The 19485-nt window shown below is 48.9% G+C and carries 20 protein-coding genes and 1 pseudogene; 3 read left to right on the top strand and 18 right to left on the bottom strand.

Translation table 11 applies throughout. The features are described 5' to 3' along the window. Positions 1 to 4 precede the first annotated feature (4 nt). The 11 genes and pseudogenes from BSZ32_RS04515 to BSZ32_RS04465 form a co-directional block, all read right to left on the bottom strand. Positions 5 to 373, bottom strand: a complete 369-nt coding sequence (locus tag BSZ32_RS04515) for an SgcJ/EcaC family oxidoreductase (RefSeq protein WP_105042324.1) — start codon at positions 371 to 373, stop codon at positions 5 to 7. 29 nt (positions 374 to 402) lie between these two features. Beyond that, a complete protein-coding gene (dcd, locus tag BSZ32_RS04510) occupies positions 403 to 987 on the bottom strand; it encodes a dCTP deaminase (protein ID WP_105044769.1) in 585 nt (194 codons plus the stop codon). A 38-nt stretch (positions 988 to 1025) separates the two neighbouring features. Further along, positions 1026 to 1814 (bottom strand): GTP cyclohydrolase I FolE2, encoded by a 789-nt coding sequence (locus tag BSZ32_RS04505; RefSeq protein WP_105042323.1) that lies wholly within the window; start codon positions 1812 to 1814, stop codon positions 1026 to 1028. Positions 1815 to 1839: 25 nt separating this feature from the next. Further along, entirely contained in the window at positions 1840 to 3570 is a 1731-nt protein-coding gene (thrS, locus tag BSZ32_RS04500; protein WP_105044768.1) for a threonine--tRNA ligase, read from the bottom strand. A 15-nt stretch (positions 3571 to 3585) separates the two neighbouring features. Further along, positions 3586 to 4977 carry a cysteine--tRNA ligase gene (cysS, locus tag BSZ32_RS04495; protein ID WP_105042322.1) on the bottom strand — a complete coding sequence of 464 codons (1392 nt, stop codon included), beginning with the start codon at positions 4975 to 4977 and terminating at the stop codon, positions 3586 to 3588. A gap of 33 nt (positions 4978 to 5010) precedes the next feature. Continuing rightward, complete coding sequence (locus tag BSZ32_RS04490; protein ID WP_105042321.1) at positions 5011 to 6060, bottom strand: GTP-binding protein; 1050 nt, start codon at positions 6058 to 6060, stop codon at positions 5011 to 5013. A 22-nt stretch (positions 6061 to 6082) separates the two neighbouring features. Next, positions 6083 to 7273: a zinc metallochaperone GTPase ZigA gene (gene zigA, locus BSZ32_RS04485; protein WP_105042320.1), complete on the bottom strand. Its 1191-nt coding sequence runs from the start codon at positions 7271 to 7273 to the stop codon at positions 6083 to 6085. Positions 7274 to 7276: 3 nt separating this feature from the next. Then, a pseudogene (locus BSZ32_RS19625) lies at positions 7277 to 8469 on the bottom strand (NAD(P)/FAD-dependent oxidoreductase). A gap of 7 nt (positions 8470 to 8476) precedes the next feature. After that, complete coding sequence (gene hisI, locus BSZ32_RS04475; protein WP_105042319.1) at positions 8477 to 8995, bottom strand: phosphoribosyl-AMP cyclohydrolase; 519 nt, start codon at positions 8993 to 8995, stop codon at positions 8477 to 8479. 48 nt (positions 8996 to 9043) lie between these two features. Further along, on the bottom strand, positions 9044 to 9472 hold the full coding sequence (locus BSZ32_RS04470; protein WP_105042318.1) for a hypothetical protein: 429 nt from the start codon (positions 9470 to 9472) through the stop codon (positions 9044 to 9046). Between the two features lie 19 nt (positions 9473 to 9491). Beyond that, on the bottom strand, positions 9492 to 11216 hold the full coding sequence (locus BSZ32_RS04465; RefSeq protein ID WP_105042317.1) for a nucleoside recognition domain-containing protein: 1725 nt from the start codon (positions 11214 to 11216) through the stop codon (positions 9492 to 9494). A 1704-nt stretch (positions 11217 to 12920) separates the two neighbouring features. Between BSZ32_RS04465 and BSZ32_RS04445 the strand changes: the two genes are divergently transcribed. Genes BSZ32_RS04445 through BSZ32_RS20535 form a run of 3 tightly spaced genes read left to right on the top strand, consistent with a single transcriptional unit; the run spans position 12921 to position 13891 of the window. Continuing rightward, positions 12921 to 13385, top strand: coding sequence for a hypothetical protein (locus tag BSZ32_RS04445; RefSeq protein ID WP_105042313.1), 465 nt, complete (start codon positions 12921 to 12923; stop codon positions 13383 to 13385). 26 nt (positions 13386 to 13411) lie between these two features. Then, positions 13412 to 13765 (top strand): hypothetical protein, encoded by a 354-nt coding sequence (locus tag BSZ32_RS04440; protein WP_105042312.1) that lies wholly within the window; start codon positions 13412 to 13414, stop codon positions 13763 to 13765. A gap of 9 nt (positions 13766 to 13774) precedes the next feature. Next, positions 13775 to 13891 (top strand): transposase, encoded by a 117-nt coding sequence (locus tag BSZ32_RS20535; RefSeq protein ID WP_129589590.1) that lies wholly within the window; start codon positions 13775 to 13777, stop codon positions 13889 to 13891. 675 nt (positions 13892 to 14566) lie between these two features. Here the strand turns inward: BSZ32_RS20535 and BSZ32_RS18680 are convergent. The 7 genes from BSZ32_RS18680 to BSZ32_RS04405 form a co-directional block, all read right to left on the bottom strand. Next, complete coding sequence (locus tag BSZ32_RS18680) at positions 14567 to 14704, bottom strand: hypothetical protein (RefSeq protein ID WP_165788643.1); 138 nt, start codon at positions 14702 to 14704, stop codon at positions 14567 to 14569. A gap of 315 nt (positions 14705 to 15019) precedes the next feature. After that, entirely contained in the window at positions 15020 to 15748 is a 729-nt protein-coding gene (locus tag BSZ32_RS04430; RefSeq protein WP_105042310.1) for a TlyA family RNA methyltransferase, read from the bottom strand. 94 nt (positions 15749 to 15842) lie between these two features. Continuing rightward, positions 15843 to 16163 carry a hypothetical protein gene (locus tag BSZ32_RS18675; protein WP_165788642.1) on the bottom strand — a complete coding sequence of 107 codons (321 nt, stop codon included), beginning with the start codon at positions 16161 to 16163 and terminating at the stop codon, positions 15843 to 15845. Positions 16164 to 16170: 7 nt separating this feature from the next. After that, a complete protein-coding gene (locus BSZ32_RS04420; RefSeq protein ID WP_165788641.1) occupies positions 16171 to 16797 on the bottom strand; it encodes a SelB domain-containing protein in 627 nt (208 codons plus the stop codon). A 95-nt stretch (positions 16798 to 16892) separates the two neighbouring features. Then, complete coding sequence (gene selB, locus BSZ32_RS04415) at positions 16893 to 18077, bottom strand: selenocysteine-specific translation elongation factor (protein ID WP_105042308.1); 1185 nt, start codon at positions 18075 to 18077, stop codon at positions 16893 to 16895. A 62-nt stretch (positions 18078 to 18139) separates the two neighbouring features. Then, positions 18140 to 18361 (bottom strand): S1 domain-containing protein, encoded by a 222-nt coding sequence (gene infA / locus BSZ32_RS04410; protein ID WP_105042307.1) that lies wholly within the window; start codon positions 18359 to 18361, stop codon positions 18140 to 18142. Positions 18362 to 18400: 39 nt separating this feature from the next. Continuing rightward, positions 18401 to 19480 carry an acyl-CoA reductase gene (locus BSZ32_RS04405; RefSeq protein ID WP_105042306.1) on the bottom strand — a complete coding sequence of 360 codons (1080 nt, stop codon included), beginning with the start codon at positions 19478 to 19480 and terminating at the stop codon, positions 18401 to 18403. Positions 19481 to 19485: the final 5 nt, after the last annotated feature.

Here is a 19485-nt window from a genome sequence, read left to right as displayed (position 1 = left end):
CAGGTTAATACTCAGGTAGTTGCGACGAGTGGTGTTCTACGATCTTCCAGTCTTGGCCGTTCCAGCGATACACATATGTGAAGCGCGCGCTTACAGAATCCCCATCCTTGAAAGTGAAGGTGTAAATGCCAGAGTTGATTGCTACATCTCCGAAGGTGCGGGCATTTGCCTCATCGATTTTTCCAACTGGCCCCATTGCTAAAAAGTTAACGAAGTAGTCTTCGATTTCCTGATGGTTGTGGCGAACGTTGTCAGATAATGTTGGAAGCAATATAGCATTGTACTCGTAGAGCTTGGTTACCGTCTTTGGGTTGCCGGACTGAAGCGCTTGATTCCACTTGTCGAAGAGTGCGGTTATTTCTTTTGTGTTCATAGTTGATGGGAATTTGTTAGTGAGGAACCTTAGACTATAGGAAGAGTGATTTTCTGTTCTTGGTCTTGGTATTTACCAGTTCTACTTTTATAAGATACCGCGCAGGGTTCGCCTTGGAAGAACAGCATCTGCACTATTCCTTCATTAGCATAAATTCTACAATCGGCTGCAGATGAGTTAGAAAATTCTAGTGTGAGATGCCCGCTCCAGCCGGCCTCAGCTGGAGTCACATTGGCGATGATTCCGCAGCGTGCATAGGTGCTTTTACCGACACAGATGGCCGTAGTATTAGTTGGTAGTGAAAGTTTTTCCACAGCCACGCCCAGCCCATAACTACGGGCTGGTAGAATGAAGTAGCTACCGCTTTTGTCTGTCTCGAGCGCTACATTTCCCAAGTTTTTAGGATTAAATTTTTTTGGATCAACCACAGTGCCTGGCACATGGCGGAATACTTTGAATTCGTTAGGAGACAGCCGCAAATCGTATCCAAAGCTGGATAGGCCAAAGGATAGGACTTGTTCACCATTGTCAGTGAGGCGTATGAGCTTGGGCTCGAAGGGGGAAATCATGCCAGCTTCTGCTCGCTCAGTAATTTGTGTGTCGTTAAGAATCACGGTAGAGTAGGGGTGTAAGTTATCTAGAGAAAGATAGGCTAGCGATAGCATTGTGTGTGGATGCTTTCTTCGTTACAAATGTTAAGCTCATAACGCTTAACTCTGGCATCTTGCTGTAGAGTCAAAGCGGCCCTGCGCAACGTGTCCTCAACAAATGCTGGCTGTTGGTAGGCGAGCATAGTGACATGGCGCTCATCTGCTCTTTTTAACAGTGGGTAGATGGGAGCACTTCCAGCGTGCTGCAGTTTATCAAAGATCTCCTGAGGGCATATGATCTTATCATCAGCGCTCCACTCTAACTTCACCTTCACCCAGCCCCGTTGGCTGTGTGCTCCGTAATCGCTGATCTCACGGCTACATGGGCAGAGTGTGGTAACAGGAATGTTTAGAGTGTAGCCTATTATACTCCCTTCGTTGTCTTGGTGGCCGTGCCACGTTGTTTCAATACCTTGCCAAGCGGGGAGCTCCGTCTTAGGAGTAGGTCTCTCCACAAACCAAGTGAAACGGCAGTCAACGGTTGCGGTGAGTGAATCTTGTTGTTTACGGGTCATGCTGAGGAAGTCCTTCATATTATCCATAGACAGCGCTCCACTCCAATGGTGGACACCTTCTAGCAAGCGGCTCATGTGAATGCCTCGCACGTTTGGGGCAAGAGACACTTTGAGTGACATGGAGACTTCTTTGATTTCTTGTCGTGAGTTATCCCACCCAGAGATAAGTAGGGGGTAGCACACATTACTGATACCTACATGATCAATGGCTACACCACGGGTGTCGTTGTCTGTTTGTGGGTCGGCCTTAGGAATTTCTACGATTGATTTTTTCATCTTGTATTTATGTTTGTTTCAAATTTCATGTGCTGTAGTGAGATTCTTGTTTCAGGCGTTCCAGAAACACATCAATATCGACCGCCCCTTCATCTCCCTTTTTACGCGAGCGAATAGCAAGCTGTGAAGCTGCTGCCTCACGTTTACCAATGATGGCCATGAGGGGTGTTTTATCGAGTCGTGCACGGCGGATCTTCGCTCCCATTTTGTCCTTTTGGCTATCAACTGAGGCTCGAATGCGCAGTGCTTTGCAGCGAGCTAGCAGAGCATCAGCCTCAGGGATTTGAGTGTCGCTGATAGGAATGATACGTAGTTGTTCGGGAGCTAACCACGTTGGAAAATCACCGCCAAAATGCTCAATGAGTAGCCCCATAAAGCGTTCGATACTCCCAAATACGGCTCGGTGGATCATCACTGGCCGGTGCGCCTTATTATCGCTTCCTACGTATTCGAGCTCAAATCGCTCAGGTAAACTAAAGTCGACTTGAATAGTCCCGATTTGCCAAGAACGGCCAAGGGCATCCAATGCCATGAAATCTAACTTAGGTCCATAGAAAGCGGCTTCACCCAGCCCCACCGAATGTGCTAGGCCAAGCTCGTCGACCACCTCTTGGATACAAAATTCCGCAGGTTGCCAAAGTTCATCAGCTCCGATATATTTCGAAGTGTTGTCAGGGTCACGTAAGGAAATACGGCACTCCGTTTTTAGACCAAATATAGCCATGACCTCCTGTACGAGTTGGAGGCAACTTGTGAACTCCTGCTTGAGTTGACCGCGGGTGCAAAAAACATGACCATCGTCTTGGGTAAATCCGCGTACACGGGTCAGTCCATTGAGCTCGCCACTTTGCTCCATGCGATAAACTGTGCCAAATTCAGCGTAGCGTTGGGGTAAGTCTCGGTAGGAACGCGGCTCAGCATTGTACGCCTGGATGTGCATGGGACAGTTCATGGGTTTGAGCAAAAATTCACGATCATCGATCGTGATCGGCTCATACATGCTCTCTGCGTAGTAGGGATAGTGACCAGATGTCTTAAAGAGGTCGATGTTACCAATGTGGGGTGAATAAAGCGTTTCATAGCCGTAATCGAAAAGCTTATCGTTAATGAGTTTTTCAAGTTGTTGGCGAATCACAGCACCTTTCGGGAGCAGTAGAGGGAGACCACTACCAACCTTAGAATCTAGAGAGAAAAGTTTGAGCTGCTGCCCGATCTTACGGTGGTCTCGCTGAGCTGCTTGTTCCATCCGCTCAATGTATTTGTCTAATTCCTCCTGGCTTGGAAATGCAGTTCCGTAGATACGCTGCAGCATCGGCTGAGTGTGGTCACCGCGATGGTAGCTACCCGATACGCTCGTGAGCTTGAAAGCTGCTACCTTGCCTGTAGACTCTACGTGTGAACCTGCACAAAGATCGCTAAAATTACCATTTGTATAAATACTGATAGATTCGCCATCTGGAATGTCATCAAGACGGCCCAGTTTGAAGGGCTGACCTTGATCTCTGAAAAGGGTACGTGCTTCCTCTCGACTCACTTCTTTTCGAACGAAAGATTGATTCTCAGAGATAATGTTCTGCATTTCTCGCTCGATTGAGGCAAAATCTTCCGAGCTAAACCGATGCTCGTTATCAAAGTCATAATAAAATCCGTTTGTGGTTGGAGGCCCAATATCAAGTCGTGTGTTTGGATAAAGTCGAAGGACGGCTGCTGCTAGAATATGCGCAGTAGAGTGGCGGAGCTCTTCGAGAGATGTCATGGTTTTCATAAAATATTAGAGTGGGGTGATTTCGTATGTATCTGCGGTATCTTTGACGGACCATCCTGCTGAAGTGAGCTGTTGCCGTAGAGTATCGGCTTTTCCCCAGTCTTTGTTTTGCTTCGCACGCCAGCGGTCTTCCGCCAGTTGTTTGACGTGCGCTGTCGCGTCAATGTGCGGTTCTTTTGTTAGAGTGAAGCCCAATATTTTCATCACCATAGCGAAACCAATACGAACACGATGAAGCTCATCTGAGCTGATTTTATTTAATTCGAGATCAGTCAGCACCGATTTGATGGTTTTGAATAAGCGGCCAAGTGCGTCCGCCGTATTGAGATCTGCCTGAAGAGCCTCTAGCACTGGGCTGAAAACGTGGAAATCGGTACTCTTAGATTCAGGCAATTCACCGATGCTCTGTTGAAAATTACGTAAGCGGGAGATGGCTTTTTCCGCAGCATTGAGTGAATCCCACGAAAAATTGAGCATCTGACGGTAGCTGGCTGAGAGAAGCACATAGCGCAGCTCCTCTGCAGTATAGCCCTGCGCTTTTATATCAGCTAATGTGTATAAGTTTCCCAGGGATTTACTCATTTTAGCTCCATCTATCATAAGATGCGCAATGTGGAACCACTGGTGAACAAATGGCTTGTTGGTGGCGGCTTCACTCTGTGCAATTTCGTTTTCGTGATGAGGGAAAATGAGATCTACGCCTCCGGAGTGAAGATCAAAGCTTTCTCCGAGGTGTTTGATCGCCATGGCGCTGCATTCAATGTGCCAACCTGGCCTTCCTTGTCCCCAAGGAGACTCCCAATAGTTGTCGCCATCCTCGAGACGGCGGGCTTTCCAGAGTACGAAGTCGGCTGCAGACTCGCGCTCGTATTCGTCTGACTGCTCGCGTTCTACCTGAGTCGTTGTGATTTCACGCTCCTTGAGTCTAGAGAGCTTACCGTAGTCGGTAAAGGAATCGACACGAAAATAGACAGAGCCGTCCTCCGCTGCATAAGCGTGACCTGACGCCATGAGTTGTTCGATCATGGCGACTTGCTCTGGCACATGTGCCACGGCTGAAGGTTCCACATGAGGAGTGAGAAGGTTCAGCTCCTCACAGTCCGCGTGGTATTTAAGTGTCCATTCTTTTGTGAATTCTCCAAGTGTTAGACCTTGCCTTTGAGATTCACGGATCGTTTTATCATCCACATCAGTGATGTTTCTCACATGGTGTGTCACTGTGCCATCGGCTTCAACTACGCGTCGAAAAATATCTTGCATGACGAATGTGCGAAAGTTGCCGATGTGCGCAGGTCCGTAAACCGTAGGACCACAGCAGTAGAAACGCAATGCCCTGCCGTCCATTGGCTGAACGAGTTGGGTCTCACGGGTCAGTGTGTCGTAGAGTCGGAGAGGCATATTTTTGTTAGAAAGGCTGTGAGTTGCGCATTTTCACTCAGGAAAAAGGCAGTCTGGGTGGAGGATTTCTTGGGAGATGCGGAGGATTTCCAGCGGATCAATATCGGCACCTATGAAAATACCAGAGCATGGCGCCTCGCTATTGTTGATCCCACTAATGGGATCGGGTGAAATGAAGCTGCCAACGCGCTCATATAAATAACGTTTGTCGGGGTCGCTTTCGAGAATGAGTAGAGCTTTCGCTCGGATGACCGAGGTTGGCAGAGCCCTCAGCCAGTCTACCACCGAGAATGCTTCTACTGGTTCAGGAATGATGATCTGGCAACCTGTGAACGCGTGAGCCAACTTATGGCGCTCGTTGTTTTTGCCTTTAACAGACGTCGCGAGTATGGGCTTGGCCAATTCTTGCCCGCTACTGTTAGGTTGCTGAACAGCCAAAGCGTGACGGGGGCTATTTTTGATAGTCTGGCTGAGTGCGTCAGCTAGTGAGGCTGCAGTTGCACGAGTTGCATCCGAGTTGATCTCTTTGATTTCATCTTCTAGAATCTTTAGCTCACTATCTGTTAGCGTATTGTCCCATGAAATATAGTAATGGCTTGCCGTTTCCAGTTGCAGTTCTTCTAGGTCATTGAAGTAGCCTCGTTTACCGAAATGTCGCGCATCGATCACGCAGACTTGCCAACGAGGTCGCAGGCAAAACTTAGATTCTAAAAGAGTAAAAGATTCCTGTAAAGGCACAGGGTCAGCAGTGCCGTTTAGCTCAATGAGCAAAACATCGTGTGCACTTTCTGAGGCCTTAAGAATCAATTTAACAAAGCTGTGGTAGCCGTCGCAGCAAACGCAGGAGCCTGTGAGAGCTTCGATGTCTGCAGCGTGTCCTACCAATGTCTCCTTATCAATTTCGGCATTTTCACGATCATTGAGAATGACGTCAGCGAGATGATGGCGGGCTTTGAGCTGTTTCAGGAGTTCTCGTAGAAGTGTTGTTTTCCCTGCACCGAGAAAGCCCGTGAACATAAGCATCGGACGCGCAACAACTAGTTTTGGTAGAGGAGAGAAAACTGTTTGAGATGATTGTATCATGAAAATTTAGTTATGAGACGAGTCAGATTTTCCATTTAGGGAAGGGGTCAGAGAAAATTTTGTGCCATTTACGTTCGTTGGTGGCGATTTCCTCATCGGTGAGTAAACAGGCATCGAACATGCCAGTGAGACCTTCGCGATCCATGTTCTGACCGATAAGCACAAGCTCTTGGCGGCAGTCGCCATTTTCACCGTCCCATACACGGTCTATGTGAGTGGTGTCCTCTGGCCAGTGTGCTTTTGGCACGGCAGCCCAGAAATTACCTGCGCATTGGTGGTGACTGATCGAGCCAGCCTGTGACCAGTAGCCAGAAAGCTTGAGTCGAGAGGCTAGCCAGAACACGCCCTTGGAGCGGATCACGCCTGGCCAATCCTTGTGCAGGCAATCGTAGAAGCGTTGTGGGTGAAAGGGGGTACGTTGTTCGTAAATGAAGTTAGAAATACCGTATTCTTCAGTCTCAGGTGTGTGAGCGACCAGTGAGTCGAGCCATCCTTCTTGTCTTGCCGCACGGTCTTCATCATAGAGCCCTGTGCCAATTACGGTATCGAGTGGCACTTCTGAGTTTACCGTATCGTAGATTTTTGCCTGTGGATTGAGCGCTCGGATCATACCGTGCACTTGCTTTACCTGCTCTGCAGAAACCATGTCGGTCTTGTTCACTAGAATGACATCGGCAAATTCGATTTGGTCAGTGAGCAGGTCAACAATGCTTCGCTCGTCACCCTTATCGACGGCTTGGCCACGATCGTTTAGTGATTCGTTAGTGGTGTAGTCGAGCAGGAAGTTGGGAGCATCCACGACAGTAACCATTGTATCAATACTGGCGACATCTCCTAGGGACTTACCATCTTCGTCAGTGAAGGTAAAAGTTTCGGCGACAGGCATCGGCTCGGAGACTCCCGTGGACTCTATCACTAAGTGGTCGAAGCGATTCTCGCGTGCCATTTTGCCGACTTCTAGCAGTAGATCCTCGCGCAATGTGCAGCAGATACAGCCGTTAGACATCTCCACCATTTTTTCCTCGGTGTGAGATAGTGAGGCATCACCATTGCGCACAAGGTCCGCGTCGATGTTGACCTCTGACATATCGTTGACGATTACCGCCACGCGTTTGCCTTCACGGTTGCGAAGAATGTGGTTGAGCAAAGTTGTTTTTCCAGAACCGAGAAAGCCAGAAAGAACAGTCACTGGAAGTTTATTAGATTTATTCATGACTTATGAAAATGCGGTTGGTTCAGGGGCGTCTTTTTCTGGGTTTTCGATGGCACACTCGCACTCTGTGCAGCAATCGAGGTCTCGGTTCATGAAGCCGGATTTAGCGTAGTTTTCGAGCTTCTGGTCGACATTGTCGATGCCCAGTCGCTGCGCTATTTCAGCTGCTATGAGGCCAAATCGCGCGCGAAATTTGTAAATAAAGCAGAATAGCGCTTTACGGTGCACGAGTGATGGGCCGCTGTAGAAAAGCCCTGGCGTGATGGTAGATTCATCGGCCTCTTCGCTGAATACGGGGAGGTTGTGTTTATCGTATTCGAAGAGATCGCTGACGAAGCTTAAGCCTGACTCGAAGCCATTTGCAATAATCGGCTGAGTGCTGGCAGCAAGCGGAATGTCGTCTTGGTCACGTAAAATCCAAAAATCGCCCCCGAATTCAATGCTCTTGATTGTGGTGTTTTTCACCAGCTCTAACAATGGAAGTTTTTCTGGGTCAGCGAGCAACGTGCGCAAGCGGTCGAGTGTCCTAGGGCTGAGTGATTGAGATGGGTCAGGGTGGTCTGATGCCCACGCTCACCGCGCGAAATGAGCCGCACGGACTTGCCTCGGTTGACGAGATTGAGAGCTGCATCTACACCACTTTCATAGCCGCCGATGATGGTGAAGTTATCTCCTTCGAGCTTACTCCAGTCTTCGACCTTGGAGCTATGCACTGCATGCTCAGCACCTGGAAAGTCGCGGTCGCGAGGGTGGAAAAACTGCCCTGCAGCCCAGACTATATAGTCAGCCTTGATGGAGCCTTTTGAGGTTGTCACACGGAAAGCTGAAGACTCTTTCTTTACTGCAATGACTGCTACACCTGATTGTACAGGCAGGCTGTGGTGTTGCACCACTGCTTGCAAGTAGTTAGCATAACCAACACCTTGCGGGTGCTGCGTTTTCAAAAAATCAGCAGGCGACGTGATAGGGTCAATCGCGTTAAGGTCAGTCAACCCGAAGGCATTTGAGAAAAACGATGGAGTCAGCAGCGCCATGCCCTTTGGCCACGAGCGAAAGGCTGCGCCGACCTCACGTGAATCGACTACGATTTGGTCACCGACTCCAGCTTGTTTCAGTGCTACGGAAACACCAAGTCCAGCTGGTCCAGCTCCTACGATGAGAACCTTTGTCTGTTCAAACTGTGCAGTTTCAGTCATCAGTGAGTTAGAGTTGTGTTGGGTTCGCTGTACCTTTGTAAACTTCCTTTTCGTCGAAGGATTTCTCTCCTTCAGTGAACTTGAGCTCTACAGCTTCACCAGGTTTAGTATCGAGCGGAATCTCGCGGTAGAAGCAAGAGCGGTAGCCAACGTGGCAGGATGCTTCTTTGCCGCCGATAGATGGAGGCGTGAGTGCTACCTCGATAATCACACAGTCTTGGTCGTCATCGATGAGGATGCGCTGCACGTGTTGAAACATGCCAGATGTTTCACCCTTTTTCCAAAGCTGCTGACGGGAGCGTGACCAGTAGTGTGCAAGCCTTGTAGAAATGGTGAGGCGAAGCGCTTCTTCGTTCATGAATGCGAACATGAGTACCTCTTTGCTCTCTGCGTGCATGGTGATACATGGAATGCAGCCCTTTTCGTCAAACTTTGGTGCCAGGTCTTTGGCTTCTTCTACCTGGTGTACTGATTCACGCTCTGCAAATGGAATAGAAGCAATTGTGGATTCGATATCGTTAGACATAATGGTTGTTGGAGTGTTGTTATGTAGAGTTAGATTTTGTTGGGAGCTCTATTGAGCTGCGATCGATTGGTCTAAAAGGTCGAGACACTCGATCCAGAAAGTGAGGTCCATGGCGTCATAGCGCATGGTGTCGGCTCCAGTGGACGTGGTGTAGAGAATGTTGCTGGGCTCTTCTACGAGTTCCTCAAATAGACGATTGAGGCAGTGAGCGCGAATTTCGTCATTCTCCTTGAGTGTGATATTGCCAGTGCCGCCGCGGGCGTGATCGCGCAGGGCATTAGTAACGATTTTTAGGTTCTCGTCAGAAAGGTCGATGCTGAGAGAAAGCGACGCTTGGTAGTGCTCTTTGATAATTTTTTCGAGGCGTTTGACCACGCGCTGAGCCTCGGCTTTGCGATTCACCATTTCCTTCTGGTTCGGATCAGCTTTGGGCTCTTCTTGAACAACAGAGAAAAGTTTTCTAACAGGTTTATTCATTGCTCAGTGTTTGCTTTGTTTAAAAGAGGAAGGCGCCACTCCACGCGATGATCATGGCGAAACCAGAAGCCCACAGCATTTGTTTGGCACAGAGACTGGCGGCGAATTTCCAGCGCATTTCTTTGATGATAGTGAAAACGGTGACGAGGCAAGGTAGTAGAACACCAGAAAGGTAAACGGCTGTGAGCACCTGAGCTGGTGTGGTTAGAGCTACTTTTAGCCCTTCTCCACTACCATCTAGTAGGCCGATAGCGATGCCGTCTTTACGAATAGAGCCGAGCACCACTGCTGATGCCGCATCTGCAGGCAGGTTGAAAAGAGCGAGGGCTGGAGCTAAAACTTCAGACAGACTAGCAATCACTCCCAGATAATCTAGCAGTGAGGCTGCAATACAGATCACCACAAAAATTGGGAATGCCATTATCACGAAAGATTTGAGGCTACTAGCAACTTCTCTCCACACCGCACGCCATGATGGACGAATCAGTGAGTCGACAGGCGGGGCAACAATTGCATTGCTCGCTAGGCGCAAGATTTTCGGAGTGGTAAAACGCAAATAGATCAGCGTGGTCACAGCTAGAACGGCTAGATAAACCATACCGAGCTCAGCCATGCCAGCTGCCGCAAATACAGCAAGAGTCGCAGGAAGCTGGTAGGAGCACGCTGCGCCAAAGGAAATTGCCGAAACACAGGCGCAACGGGAGCAACTATGGCAAGAGCGGCTGGCCACAATAGCAGGAACATTACAGCCGAAGCCCATCACTACGCGCACAAGCTCGCGCCCGCCGAGGCCTACAGGACGAAGTAGAGGGTGTAGCGCATAAGACAGGCGATCGATGAGGCCTGTCGACTTGTAAATCGCGAGAACGGCAGAAAAGACGATGATTGAGGGAACTGCGTAGAGTAGTAGAAATGGAAACATCGCCAGCAGACCATAATCACCACCGATGAGAGCTGCAGGTAGACCTGGCCAAGTAGTCACAGCCTCTAGAGCTGGCTTAATTACTCTTGCGATAGGGTCATAGAGCCAGTCGGCAAAACTGTTAGTGTAAAGAATAGCTAGTGCAGCAGGGAGGAAAAGAAGCAGAAAGGCGATAAGAGGGTTCGAGCAGAGTGCGAGCCAGAGGTTTTTCTTTGCAGTTTTTACTTTTTCTGGAAGAGGTAGTATCTCTGGTATAGAATTGCAGATAGTGCTGAATTTCTCTGTAGAGGTCCTCACGGCATTGCGGATTGCCGATGCTTCACTGGCTTTTAGCTCACGTGCATTGACTAGAAAGACGGGAACGCCGAGTGCTTTTTCTAGCTTTTCGGTTTGGATTTCATTTTCACTAGAAATTTTGTCGGCAAAGGTAAGCGCGACAAAGCCAAGTTTGCCGGCAGCAGTGGGGAGGAGTGCAGGTAGCTCATCTGCAGCGCGGTCTGCACGCGCTACCAACATCACGCGGTTTGCCAAGTCGATGTGCTCAAGCGCAGATCGTGTGGCCTGTGTTTCAGATTCGCGCACGATACCTGGTGTGTCAGTCCAGCACAGATCTACATCGATATACGTGTCACAAGCAATAGTAGATCCAAGGAAGTTTTCAGATACTGGGAGTCTGCCTGTTAGAGATGCTAGTAATTGTGTTTTTCCCACGCTTTCACAGCCAAACACCACACAAGTGTAGACTGGGCAATTCCCCGCTAAAAGATTTTTGCCTGGATCACTGGCACAATCTACAAAGGACTTATGAGCTACGGCGAACATTAATGCAACTAAGTTGCGTTTATGGATATAGTCAACAACTATTGCAACAATGTTGCAATAGTGGCTAGTGTGAGAAGCTTGTTCGATCGACTACATCTCGGCCGTTCAAATTTAACTCTTCGCTCAGTGAGCTCTTAAATCGAGCGTGTGTTGGCTAGCTATTTAAATGCCTCTTCTTCGGAACATTATAGCAATCATATTGCTTTACCCTCCAAATACGGGCTCTAAGCACAGTCGAAAGTGTTTGAGCCTTACCACATAAAATCTGAAGTGGTCTCCTAACCTGTTGCCTCATAAATAGAGCACACCGAAGCTCTTGATCATACTGTGTAGCGTTGCCTCATAATTAGGACACTCTACGAATCTTGATTTTGGGTTGGTTTGGTGCCTTCCGAGGCAAGCGATTCTGCAATATCCTGCTGGATGAGTTCCTTACGTTTTGCCCAAAATGCGTTTTCTTTCCTGCGTATTTCCACTTGCATTTCAAACGGATTATTGATCTTAGGTGATGCTTTATCGTGGCTGTTTGGTCATCTGATAATTTCCAGCTCGCGAGTAATCCATGGGCTGGGCTAAAGCTCTTTTTTCATGTCTACTAATAAATTTCGAGCCTTCCCCTAATTCGATTTTTTTGCTTCATTGTGACTCTGTAAAGATTATTCCAGAGACCCCATAGTCGGAGTAGCTCATTGAGCTCTTCGAGCTGCTCTTGGTGATAGAGTCTTTCGTAACCTAGGAAGCTTCTTACGTGGGTGTACTTCTTCTGCTCAACATAGGCTTTGTCGTTTTTAAAATAGGGTCGAGACCTTGTCTGATGAATATCTTTTTCTTTCAGCCAGTCGTATACAAAGTAGTTTGAAAATTCGCCTTCGTTGTCGCTATTGAGTCCCAATAAGGTGAACGGTTGGCTTTCATATATGGATTCCAAACCTTGTAGCGAGGCGTGTTGCCCTCGATTTCATATAGCTCGTATCTCTGTCCAGCCGCTTGCTATATCTACACTGGTTAGTGTCCATATGAAGCTGCCGCCCATGTTTCCTCCACAGTGTGCTACTGTGTCTACTTCTGTCCAACCAGGCTCACATGTGTCCCAGTTCTCGGCCCTAGCTTCTACCAGACTTTTCACTCCTGAGGCTGGGTTGGGTGGGCGAATTTTCTTGCCTACGTGAACTTTGAAATCTTTCAATAATCGATCAATGCTAGCGGCACTAATGGCTTCTAATTATTGGCGATTCTTCGTGGCGATATTTAGATGCGGTGTCCACAACGGCAGAGCATCCTTCATTCTTTTACCACATGGTTGGTCCATCACTATCCAACACTTTATAAGTGCTTCCACAGTGACTTTTTCATACTGTTTTGGGGCTCCTTGCTGCCTGTTTTTCTTTTTAGCCCGAGGATGACTTTATTGGCATATTTTCGATCCCAGCCAGTGACTGTTACGAATTCATTAAGAAGTTTGGTTTTTGCTCTGCGACCTGTCATGCGGGCGTATCTTTCCCGCATGGTTATTGTGTACATGGGTATCCAAAATTCGGGGGATTCCAGGACTCAAAAAGACGCTTTTCCATTATCTCAGCGTCCCATGATGGGGCTCGACACTTCAAGGGTCGGATAAAGCTTCTTGAGTGAAGTAAACGAAGAAAAACAGCATTTAAGTACAAGTAAACCTTGTTTTAGAGGGGTGGGTTGGACAAAATTCCCATGACCAGAACCTCTATAGATGCTAACTTTTCTCAACGGTTCTTCAATCCTTTATTTGAACTATTTCCCATCTCAGATCACCAACGAGATTGCCATGGATTGAGTGATTTTGAATACCTCCAAATGGGAATCGAACGCTGCATAAGCTCTGCTGTATCAGGCAACGGCTTTGTCCAAAACTACCGTAAACTTGATGGCAAAAAAGTAACTGTTAGCCATATCTTTGAAAGTATCAAAAGTGGCAGAAGGTTAAAGCATCAAAGACACATGAATCAGCTAATGAAAATCCCGCTCCGGGAGCATATTACTGATGAGTTGAGCCGAATTGATGAACTCAAAAAGTGGCATCTTCTTGCTGGCGATGTCACTATCAAAAAGCGGCCATTTTCGTCCCTAAGACCACATCCGATGCGTCTCCTCTCAGAGAACCATCCAAGTCAGCAACAGGACACTTCTTTAAGTTAGATCTCCGTACCCATCACCTTGGCTACATGGACTTAGCTAAACCAAAGGATGGCAAAAAAAGTGAGCACGACATGAAAATGCTCAAACGCCAAAGTCTTGAGAATCTTCGAGACCAAGCTCCAAAGTGGACGAAAGTGCTCTACCTATGGGATCGGCCCAGCATTGATTACCAATTCTGGATGAATGCTAAATCCCAAAAGGGTATTTATTTCGTGACTTTGGAAAAAAGCAATAGTGTCACCAATTTTATCAGTGATCATCGAGTCATCGACTATTCAGACAAGCGCAACGAAGGTGTGATGTCGGACAGAATGGTCGAGACGTCCGAGGGCTTTGAAATCCGCCAAATCATTTATATTAATCTAGCCGATGGGGTCTAATATCGCTATTTGACCGATGAATTGACCCTTGCAGCATGGACCATCGTCTTACTCTACAAGCATCGCTGGGATATCGAAAAGGTATTCGACGAGCTAAAAACAAAACTTGAAGAAAATCGTCCCTGAGCAAGTTCGAACGAGGCGAAAGAGGCACACGCTCTCTTCGAGAACCTGACTCACAATCTGATGCTACTAATGGAAAACCATCTTCACAAGGTAGAGGGCATGAAGGACAAAGTTGAGCCAAAGAAAAAGATAATCCGCGAAAAAACAAAAAATAGAGGATGGCGAAAAAAAATTACCAATTTCCTTCATAAATGGTTTCTTCGAGACAGCCTCACAGAGGACGTTTCGTTTTATTCGCTGGCTGAGGTTCAGCTTGTCTCATCGTCTTACCTACAGCGATTCTCTGGCCGAATTAGCCGACGAATGGTAGTACAAGATCCCGTAATTTTGGATACCCATGATTGTGTATTCTTTGATGCTTTTTTCACTCATGGTCATGGTTGCCGTAGAGTGTCCTTATTTATGAAGCAACGGGAGCTATTTACAGTTAGATCATATTTTTTGTGTGTCCTCTTCAATGAGGCAACACGAGCAAAACATAATTTCAAAAAGGTGGTTGACGGATAACATTCCATGGGGTATTGTTCAAGCGTCGCGAATTTTTAGGCGGCCCGATTGAATATCATTTCTGGTTTTTGGGTTTTTCCAGATGATGCACAATCGGGTCGCTTTTTTTGTGTCTAGATTTTGAGTGTGATGCAGCCCATCATGACAGGGCGATTGGCTAGACAATTGCTAAGTCTTACGTTGATATGGCTGATGATTCCAAAGTGCTTGAGGGCTGATAGTGCATGACTCATCGAGTTCATGCATCTCCATTGCAATTTTGCTGAATGTGGCTTTTCCTTGCTGGGCGGCTGTGATGAGAGCCATGAGGAATACTGGGCTTGAAGGATTTGCTTGTTCGTATGATTAAGCCAGAAAGAGTCGCAAAACTTACGATCTTAGCAGAGAGTTTCTTTAACAGGTGGTCGGCCTTGGCGCCTGTTTAGATATTGAACATACCAAGCATGGGGAACTGTTAGGTGAGTCAAGTATTCCCGTGTTTTTTATCTTTTTGTGGTGCTATTTAAATCTAACAGACAGCAGCCTTGCGACTTAGGTTAATGCTGATGGATAACTACTAAGCGATCAGATGAATTTGGTTAACAATAGGCCCCTCCTATGATGAAGGGCGAAGCTCAAACCCTAGAAACTCAGCAGAGCCAAGTACTCGACATTACCGTCGGTGCCGGTGATGGGGGAGGTGGTGTAGTCGAGCCATTGGTAGCCTAGTGCCTCGGTGACGAAGTCGCGGATTTTATCCACCGCTTTCTGGTGGAGTTCTGGATCGCGGACGATGCCGCCCTTGCCGACGTCATCGCGCTGGAGTTCGAACTGGGGTTTCACGAGGCAGATGATGTGACCGTCGGGTTTGAGGACGCTGAAAAGTGGTGGGAGGATTTTTGTCAGTGAGATGAAGGAAACATCGGTGACACAGAGATCAACTTGCTCGCCAATATCCTCAGGCACCATGTGACGGGCATTGAATTTTTCCTTCACCACAACGCGTTCATCGCTGCGAATTTTCCAAACAAGCTGGTTGGTGCCGACATCAATGGCGTGCACTTTGACCGCGCCAGCCTGCAGGAGGCAATCGGTGAAACCACCAGTGGAGGCGCCGCAGTCGAGACAGAGCAAGCCCTCGGGGTTGAAGTCAAAATGCTTGAGTGCACCCTCGAGTTTGAGTCCGCCACGTGAGACGTATTTAGGCTTTTGTTTGACTAGTAGATGCGCATCGACTTCGAGCTTGGTCGAGGGCTTTGAGACCACGGTGGTGCCAGTGAGGACTTCGCCAGCGAGGATGAGTCGTTTGGCTTGCTCACGGGAATCGCAAAGTTTGCGAGATACAAGGAGGGCGTCGGCGCGTTCTTTCATGGGAAATTGGTTGTTACGTGATTAGGTTGTTACATCTTGATTATCGTTGATCGAAGACCGGGAAGAAGCGACAGATTTTTTTGCCTAAGAATGTTTACTTTTTTCTGAGGTGTTTCACTAACTTGGTTGTGGCTAACAGTAGTTCAAAAAGAAGGTAAAGGCACAAACCTGTCAAAATAAATGCAAGTGGGTTGAGAAGAAGGGATTGTGGGGCGACAAAGTCGATGAATGTCTCGTCGTTCTCAGGGAGGTGTTCGTTATATTTTTTTGCTTTATCCCACATCACGATAGGGAATGGAAAACTTTGGCCATGAAAATGGTCGGGTCTACCCCATTTGATAAAGGATGAAATAAAGCCGAGTAAAGCGAGAATTGGTGTGCAAAATTGGAAGAATATTTTGGCTCGCCTTTTCATGCTCATCTTACTGAGCTAATGTTCTGTAGTCGCCGTCGCGGCGGGTGATGCCTTCGGCGTCTAGTCCTTCTAGTAGTGGCATGATGAACTTGCGGCTGGCTCCGCTTTGCTCGCGTAGTTCGCTGGCTGTGGCGCGGGCGTTTGTCTGAAGGTGATCGATGACTGACTGGCGCAGTTTTTGGAAGTTCTCAGCGTCTAACAATGCCTTTGGGTCGAGCTCGATGACTTGACCTGAGCGGATGAGGAAGGTGAGGGCCTGTTGTGATGACTCGTCAGGCGCGAGCTCTACACGCGGAGGAGGTGTGAGTCCGCTAGATTTGAAGGTTTTGAGGATGCTTGAGGCAAAGGGGACGAGGCGATCAGGTAGTTCGAGCGAGTGATCTTCGTTGCAAATGCCGTCTTTCTGTTTGGAGTAGCCGTTAGAGAGTAGGTGTTTTTCTATGGCATCGAGAAGTGGTTCCGGTGTGGACTCGGCTAACAACTGGGTGCGCCAAGTGCCGATAGGCATGGACGGCGAGTCCGTGTTGTGTTTGTGCCATGAGTCGATGAGAGCTGCGGCTTTGCTGGTGATTTCTTTCCACCAATGTGGGGCAAGAATCAAGCCGGCGCGTTGGGCGGCTTTCTTTTCCTTCACCAGCTTTTCGACCGTCTGGGTGATGTGCTGTTTAGTGAAGGGAATGTTAGTGAGAGGCTGAGAGGCTGAGAGCGCGGGCGACTTAGTGAGTTCGCTCAGGATAAGGGGGCGGAGAGTTTCTGGCGCTTTGGCGCGGAGGGTGAGAAATGCAGAGCGTTTGTCACTGCGGAAGCCGCGGGCCTTGGCTGCGGCATCAAGTATAATTCCGCCGGCAGGGTGCCTTGCTGGCCGCCATCGCGGATGACGAATCGGTCGCCAGTGCAGGCTGCTATCGGGGATTCTAGTCGGAGTTGGGCAAAGCATTTATCACCAAGCTCAAGGGTGGTTCTGTCGAGCAAGATGACGCGGGCGCGGGTGCGACTGGTGCCGTGGTGCAGGACGACGGTTTCGGTGTTTTTGAGCGCTCGGTTGGTGGCCGATTGACCTGTGATCGAGCGATTCTCGCGCTGGAGCAGGACATCGATCGTTCCGACGGGGGTGAGATGGTCGGGAAGTGTGAGTAGAGAGCCACGACTGACGCCAGGTTTACCTCGTTGCTTAAGAGGGAGGTCGGGGAGATTGAGGGCTGTGCGCATCCCACTGACGGAGGCATCGAGTGCTACGTTGTGGTTTTGTACGTTTCGCACGGTGGCACTGAGGCCTTGTGGGAGGCAGACTAGTGTGTCGCCTTTGTTGACGGCTTGGCCTGTTAGGGTGCCAGTGATGACGGTGCCAGTGCCTTTAGGTGAGAAAGCTCGGTCTACCGATAGCCTTGGTACGTGGTGCTTTGGGGCTGACTTGAGATTTTTGGCACGTTCAAGGATTTCAGCTTTGAGCGCATCGATGCCGTCACCAGTGATCGATGAAACGGGAATGATGGGGGCATTTTCTATAGTGGTGCCGATGAGGTCTTCGCGGACGAGTTCGATGGTGAAGTCGAGGTCTTCGGCGAGGTCGGACTTGGTGAGGGCAATGATGACATTGTCGATGCCAAGGTAGTTGAGGATCTGTAGGTGCTCTTCGGACTGGGGCATCCAGCCATCGTCGGCAGCAACAATGAACAAGGCAATATCGAGAGCTCCGACTCCTGAGACCATGTTGTTGATAAAGTCGGCGTGGCCTGGGACGTCGATCAGGCCGATCTCGAAGTCTCCTATACTAAGGTGAGCGAAACCGAGCTCGATCGTCACTCCACGTGACTTTTCTTCAGGCAATCTATCAGGGTCAATACCCGAGAGAATCTTGATGAGGGATGACTTGCCGTGGTCGATATGACCCGCTGTACCCAAAATAATGTTCATGAAGTTAGAGGAAGGAGAAAGGTGAGAGGAAAAAGGAAAAACTCCTAATTCTTAATTCTTAATTACTCCGCAGGAGTCGGGATGATGCGGGCTTTTTCGAAGTCGAATGGAGTCATTTCAACGGTGACTGTGTCGCCAATTTCGAGGGAGTCGCGGTAGTCTTTGTGCTTGATCTGGGAGTGGCCTAGAGAGGTCTTCCCATTAGGGAGAGTGACGATGAAGGTTTCCCCATCGTCGCGTTTGGCTGTGATGGTGGCAGTGGTGCGGATAGGAGCGTCTTTCATTTGAAAATTTTTACGTGTTAGGTGATTACGTTGTTACGTTTAGAGATGGATGTCTAGGCAAGTCACGAGGCTGGCGAGGGGGGCGATGCCATCGTGGTGCCAGAAGAGGTGTGGGTGCTGTGCTTTTCCGAGTTGGCAGACACGTGCAGGTGTGAGGCATTCTACGGTTTTGAGCAATGCTGAAAGTGGTGAGAGGGCAATAGTGCTGAGATATTCCACTTCTTTGCCTAGATCGAGTGGGTTATCAGGCCAGGGGCGAACGTAGATTGTTCGGTTCTGCGGGCTGGGGCGCAGGGTGGGTGAGTTTTCGTAAATGACTGTCCAACTGGTGTCACCTTTGCTCTCGTAGAGCTGGTAGTTGTCTGGTTCTTGAGCGGCTTGGTAGCGTACTGTTTCGCGGAGATTGCGGATGGATCCACTTTCCGATAGTCCGATAGGTCCACGTGGATCTCGCTGGTTGAAAGTTTCCATAGCTTTGGCTAACATTGGCGCAAAGTCTTCGGCCCCTTGTTTAACATAAATAGCATGGGGCGAGAGGCAACCTTGTTGGTTGTAGAGGGAGGCGTCTGTCGCTGCAAGTTGGGCGTTCTTGGTACTAGGTTTGTCGATCAGGCCGAAACTAATTTTGTGGCCGTGGGGGATGAAACGTTGCTGTGGCTTGAGCCGTTGGTGGATCGACTCAATCGCGCGGTCCGAGCCAATGGCGATCACGCAGTCAGCGCTGGCGAGCAAGGAGTCACTGAGTTCGCTGGTGAAGAGGCAAAGCTGTTGCAGCTCTTTGGGTAAGGCTCGGTAAAAGGCGGTGATCTCCGGGATGGATTCGCAGTCGGCTTTCGTCGCGGGGAGTTTGATCGTGTTTTGTGCGCCGACTAACAAACCTCGAAGCAGGCTCTGGAGACCAGCATGTGGTGTGTTGCCACTGATGATGTGCAGCAGGTGTTTCGGGGGAGTCGCTTTGGTGAGGATGTCTCCCACCTGCTGGAACTCGTCGAGCGCCTCTGGGTGGCCGAGTTCATGGCTGACCCAGTCGAGCAGCTCATTGGCTGTGATCTGACCGAGGAAGGCCTGAAAGGCTTCGCTAGCTTTGGCTAAATGGTGGGCGCGTTGTTCGGTGAGCATGGAGA

This window comes from Rubritalea profundi (assembly GCF_002954445.1).
Classification (GTDB): Bacteria; Verrucomicrobiota; Verrucomicrobiia; order Verrucomicrobiales; family Akkermansiaceae; genus Rubritalea; species Rubritalea profundi.
Note: the sequence above shows the minus strand (reverse complement) of the source record. Positions and strands in the feature narration are given on the sequence as shown.